This window comes from Enterobacter sp. CGMCC 5087, assembly GCF_003144775.1.
GTDB lineage: Bacteria > Pseudomonadota > Gammaproteobacteria > Enterobacterales > Enterobacteriaceae > Enterobacter > Enterobacter cloacae_M.
On the sequence record NZ_QFXN01000209.1, the window covers coordinates 1 to 4,578 of the forward strand.

At 54.3% G+C, this 4,578-nt stretch carries 7 protein-coding genes; 5 read left to right on the forward strand and 2 right to left on the reverse strand.

What is annotated here, in order from left to right:
* From DEO48_RS17510 to npr, 5 genes are all read left to right on the forward strand, one after another.
* Window positions 1-1,011 (forward strand): RNA polymerase factor sigma-54 (locus DEO48_RS17510; protein ID WP_109845841.1); only part of this gene is annotated, 1,011 nt, incomplete at its 5' end.
* A 22-nt stretch (window positions 1,012-1,033) separates the two neighbouring features.
* A complete protein-coding gene (hpf, locus tag DEO48_RS17515; RefSeq protein WP_008501444.1) occupies window positions 1,034-1,321 on the forward strand; it encodes a ribosome hibernation promoting factor in 288 nt (95 codons plus the stop codon).
* Window positions 1,322-1,403: 82 nt separating this feature from the next.
* Window positions 1,404-1,895, forward strand: a complete 492-nt coding sequence (gene ptsN, locus DEO48_RS17520) for a PTS IIA-like nitrogen regulatory protein PtsN (RefSeq protein ID WP_008501443.1) — start codon at window positions 1,404-1,406, stop codon at window positions 1,893-1,895.
* 45 nt (window positions 1,896-1,940) lie between these two features.
* Window positions 1,941-2,795: an RNase adapter RapZ gene (gene rapZ, locus DEO48_RS17525; protein ID WP_014885397.1), complete on the forward strand. Its 855-nt coding sequence runs from the start codon at window positions 1,941-1,943 to the stop codon at window positions 2,793-2,795.
* The gene (npr, locus tag DEO48_RS17530) at window positions 2,792-3,064 is read left to right on the forward strand and encodes a PTS phosphocarrier protein NPr (RefSeq protein WP_003861872.1); all 273 of its coding nucleotides are present in this window, start codon (window positions 2,792-2,794) and stop codon (window positions 3,062-3,064) included. The genes rapZ and npr overlap by 4 nt, the downstream gene beginning before the upstream one ends.
* Window positions 3,065-3,103: 39 nt before the next feature.
* Here the strand turns inward: npr and mtgA are convergent, their stop codons facing one another.
* Window positions 3,104-3,829, reverse strand: coding sequence for a monofunctional biosynthetic peptidoglycan transglycosylase (gene mtgA / locus DEO48_RS17535; protein WP_045355397.1), 726 nt, complete (start codon window positions 3,827-3,829; stop codon window positions 3,104-3,106).
* The gene (gene elbB / locus DEO48_RS17540; RefSeq protein WP_047743546.1) at window positions 3,826-4,479 is read right to left on the reverse strand and encodes an isoprenoid biosynthesis glyoxalase ElbB; all 654 of its coding nucleotides are present in this window, start codon (window positions 4,477-4,479) and stop codon (window positions 3,826-3,828) included. Before elbB ends, mtgA begins: the two co-directional genes overlap by 4 nt.
* Between the last annotated feature and the right edge of the window lie 99 nt (window positions 4,480-4,578).

Sequence of the window (4,578 nt, forward strand, 5' to 3'; positions counted from 1 at the left end):
ACCTCAATTGTCGATGCCGTTGACGACACCGGCTATTTGACCGTCACGCTGGACGATATTCTGGAAAGCATGGGCGACGACGAGATTGAGCTTGAGGAAGTCGAAGCCGTTCTGAAGCGCATCCAGCGTTTCGATCCGGTAGGCGTGGCCGCAAAAGATCTGCGCGACTGCCTGCTGATCCAGCTTTCTCAGTTCAGCAAAGAGACGCCATGGCTCGACGAGGCGCGTTTAATCATAAGCGATCATCTGGATCTGTTGGCCAACCACGATTTCCGCAGCCTGATGCGCGTCACGCGCCTGAAGGAAGAGGTGCTGAAAGAAGCGGTGAATCTGATCCAGTCGCTCGATCCGCGCCCGGGACAGTCGATCCAGACCAGCGAGCCGGAGTACGTCATCCCGGACGTGCTGGTCAGAAAACACAATGACCGCTGGGTCGTTGAACTGAATTCAGACAGCATCCCTCGCCTGCAAATCAACCAGCAGTATGCCTCCATGTGCACCAGCGCACGTAACGACTCCGACAATCAATATATTCGCAGCAATCTTCAGGAAGCGCGATGGCTGATCAAAAGTCTGGAGAGCCGAAATGATACGCTGCTACGCGTCAGCCGCTGTATTGTCGAACAGCAGCAGGCGTTCTTTGAGCAGGGCGAAGAGTATATGAAACCGATGGTACTGGCGGATATCGCTCAGGCCGTCGAGATGCATGAATCAACCATTTCCCGTGTCACCACGCAGAAGTATCTGCACAGTCCACGCGGTATATTTGAGCTTAAGTATTTCTTCTCCAGCCATGTGAATACCGAGGGCGGCGGCGAAGCGTCGTCAACGGCCATTCGTGCCCTGGTGAAGAAGTTGATCGCCGCGGAGAACCCCGCGAAGCCACTAAGCGACAGTAAGTTAACCACCATGCTGTCCGATCAGGGTATTATGGTGGCACGTCGTACTGTTGCGAAGTATCGAGAGTCTTTATCCATTCCGCCGTCTAACCAGCGTAAACAGCTGGTCTGACACAACCGATAAGGAAGACACTATGCAGCTCAACATCACTGGACAAAACGTCGAAATTACTGAGGCTTTACGCGACTTCGTGAACGCGAAGTTTGCAAAACTCGAGCAGTATTTCGAAAGGATCAATCAGGTCTATATTGTGTTGAAAGTGGAGAAAGTGACTCACATCTCGGATGCCACCCTGCATGTTAACGGGGGTGAACTGCATGCCAGTGCGGAAGGGCAAGACATGTACGCTGCTATCGACGGCTTGATTGATAAGCTTGCACGACAGCTCAATAAACATAAAGATAAACTGAAACAACACTAATTGTCCGGGCAGTTAACGGGTGCAGGACGGCCTGTTGTGAAACACAACAGGCCATTTGTACAGTTAGCGCTTAGGTGAAATTATGATGAACAACGATTCCGCTCTTCAACTGAGCAATGTCCTTAACCAGGAATGTACCCGCAGTGCGGTTCACTGCCAGAGCAAAAAACGTGCGCTGGAGATCATCAGTGAACTGGCTGCCAAACAGCTGGGCCTGCCGCCGCAGGTGGTGTTCGAAGCGATTCTGACCCGTGAAAAAATGGGCAGTACCGGTATCGGCAACGGCATCGCGATCCCGCACGGCAAACTGGAAGAGGATACCCTGCGTGCCGTTGGTGTCTTTGTGCAGCTTGAAACACCCATCGCTTTCGATGCCATTGATAACCAGCCCGTCGATCTCCTCTTCGCGCTGCTGGTGCCTGCCGACCAGACGAAAACCCATCTGCATACGCTGTCGCTGGTCGCAAAACGTCTGGCCGATAAAACCATTTGCCGTCGACTGCGCTCGGCCCAAAGTGATGAAGAGCTCTATCAAATTATCACTGAAGCAGAAGGCAATCAGGATGATGCATAACCAGGAGATGGCCTTCACATCTGTTGTCCTGAGGAGAAACGGAACATGGTGCTGATGATTGTCAGTGGCCGTTCAGGGTCGGGGAAATCCGTTGCTCTGCGTGCCCTGGAAGACATGGGTTTTTACTGCGTCGATAACCTGCCGGTCGTGTTATTGCCCGACCTGGCCCGCACGCTGGCGGAGAGACAAACCTCTGCCGCCGTCAGTATCGACGTTCGCAACATGCCTGAATCGCCAGAGATCTTCGAACAGGCCATGAGCAACCTGCCTGACGCGTTCTCGCCTCAGCTGCTGTTCCTTGATGCAGACCGCAATACGCTGATCCGCCGCTACAGCGATACCCGTCGCTTGCACCCGCTATCCAGCAAGAACCTCTCTCTGGAGAGCGCTATCGATGAAGAGAGCGACCTGCTGGAACCGCTGCGTTCTCGTGCCGACCTGATTGTCGACACCTCTGAGATGTCCGTTCACGAGCTGGCGGAAATGCTGCGTACCCGGTTGTTGGGTAAACGCGAGCGCGAACTGACGATGGTGTTCGAATCCTTCGGCTTTAAGCACGGTATTCCAATCGATGCGGATTACGTTTTCGACGTGCGCTTCCTGCCGAACCCGCACTGGGATCCGAAGCTGCGTCCAATGACCGGTCTGGATAAGCCGGTGGCGGCGTTCCTCGACCGGCATACAGAAGTACACAATTTTATCTACCAGACGCGAAGCTACCTTGAGCTATGGTTACCTATGCTGGAGACAAACAATCGTAGCTACCTGACGGTGGCGATTGGCTGTACCGGCGGTAAACATCGTTCGGTTTATATCGCCGAACAGCTGGCCGACTATTTCCGCTCGCGCGGGAAGAACGTTCAGTCCCGTCATCGCACGCTGGAAAAACGTAAAACATGACCGTAAAACAAACCGTTGAGATCACCAATAAGCTGGGTATGCATGCACGCCCGGCGATGAAGCTGTTCGAGCTGATGCAGGGTTTCGATGCCGAGGTTCTGCTGCGGAATGACGAAGGTACCGAAGCGGAAGCGAACAGCGTGATTGCGCTGCTGATGCTGGATTCCGCCAAAGGGCGCCAGATTGAGGTTGAAGCCACCGGTCCTCAGGAAGAGGAAGCTCTGGCGGCGGTGATTGCCCTGTTTAACGCAGGGTTCGACGAAGATTAAGGTCTGCTATTCAGGCGGGTAGCGCTGCGCTTACCCGCTCTACATAAGATTATTACGCTGCATAAACCCCTCTCCACCCAGCTGATTCATCTGGCGCATAATCCACGCCTGACGGCTTCGCACGTACCCTGATGGGGCACTAGCCTTAAAGCGGATAGGGTTCGGTAACACAGCGGCCAGTAGCGCCGCTTCTGACATGCTCAGACGGCTAGCTGGCTTATTGAAATACCGCTGTGCGGCAGCTTCCACGCCAAATATGCCGTCGCCAAACTCAGCGACGTTCAGATAGACGGTCAGAATGCGTTTTTTGCTCCAGACCGTTTCCATTCCCAGGGTCAACCCCGCTTCCAGCCCTTTTCGCACCCAGCTTCGACCATCCCACAGAAACAGATTTTTGGCCGTCTGCTGCGACAAGGTTGACGCACCGCGCACGCGGTTTTCATGGCGTTCGTTATGGGCTAGCGCCTTCTCAATGGCCGCCACGTCGAACCCCCAGTGCTCCGGGAATTTCTGGTCCTCCGCCGCGATGACCGCCAGCCCCATGAACGGTGAGATCTCGTCCATGCTCACCCAGTCAGAGTGGGCAACGTAGCCGAAATCGCCGCTGAACCACGCGCTAAGCTGGCGCTCAACCATAACGGCAGAGAACGGAACCGGCATAATGCTGAATAAAGCCAGCCCGCCTCCCCAGAATACCGCCAGCACAAGTACGATGCGCAAGAGAAAACGTTTCACTCCTGCGCCTGCGGCAAATTTACGCCTCATTCAGTCAGCACCAGCACGCGAGCCACCAGCTTTTCAATACCTGAGGCCGCCTCAGCGATATTATTCGCCAGCATATACGCTGGCGTGGTGACAATTTTGTTATCTTCATCAACCACAATGTCATCAACCGGGCAAGGAACGTGCTCGCCCCCCATTTCCTCGACGATCTCTGCGGTATCAATATCCGTCCCGATAGTCAGGCGCAGCGGGAAATCAAAAATCCTGGGCAGCATTGCCGGCGCGATGCAGATAAAGCCCTGCGGTTTTCCAGCCGCATGCATGGCCTGCGACAGCGCTTTAAGATGAGGGTCGATCTGACACTCCGCTCCCTGCGCAGCAAAGGTACTGAGATTTTTGGCCGCCCCAAACCCACCCGGCACAATGAGCGCATCAAGCTCTGTAGGGTCTGCCTGAATAAGAGGATGGATATCACCTCGCGCAATACGCGCGGCTTCAATCAGTACATTACGGGTTTCCGCCATCGGCTCGCCGGTCAGATGATTAATCACATCCGCCTGATTTTTGTCCGGCGCAAAACAAATAACCTCTGCTCCCTGCTTAGCCAGGGCCAGCAGCGTGATTACGGCTTCATGTATTTCAGAACCATCGTAAACACCGCATCCGCTCAGCACGACACCAATCTTTTTCATCATGACAATCCTTTTCTGCAACTTGCTGCGTATTCCGCTCTGATCGATCATGTTTTCGCGTGGAACGTCGATCAGCGATTCGCAGCTGATCGATCATCC

What these genes read in the sequence shown, in the direction of transcription:
- rapZ (WP_014885397.1), top strand. Translation starts at nt 1,941, where the DNA reads ATGGTGCTGATGATTGTCAGTGGCCGTTCAGGGTCGGGGAAATCCGTT.
- mtgA (WP_045355397.1), bottom strand. Translation starts at nt 3,829, where the DNA reads ATGAGGCGTAAATTTGCCGCAGGCGCAGGAGTGAAACGTTTTCTCTTG.
- npr (WP_003861872.1), top strand. Translation starts at nt 2,792, where the DNA reads ATGACCGTAAAACAAACCGTTGAGATCACCAATAAGCTGGGTATGCAT.
- hpf (WP_008501444.1), top strand. Translation starts at nt 1,034, where the DNA reads ATGCAGCTCAACATCACTGGACAAAACGTCGAAATTACTGAGGCTTTA.
- ptsN (WP_008501443.1), top strand. Translation starts at nt 1,404, where the DNA reads ATGATGAACAACGATTCCGCTCTTCAACTGAGCAATGTCCTTAACCAG.
- elbB (WP_047743546.1), bottom strand. Translation starts at nt 4,479, where the DNA reads ATGAAAAAGATTGGTGTCGTGCTGAGCGGATGCGGTGTTTACGATGGT.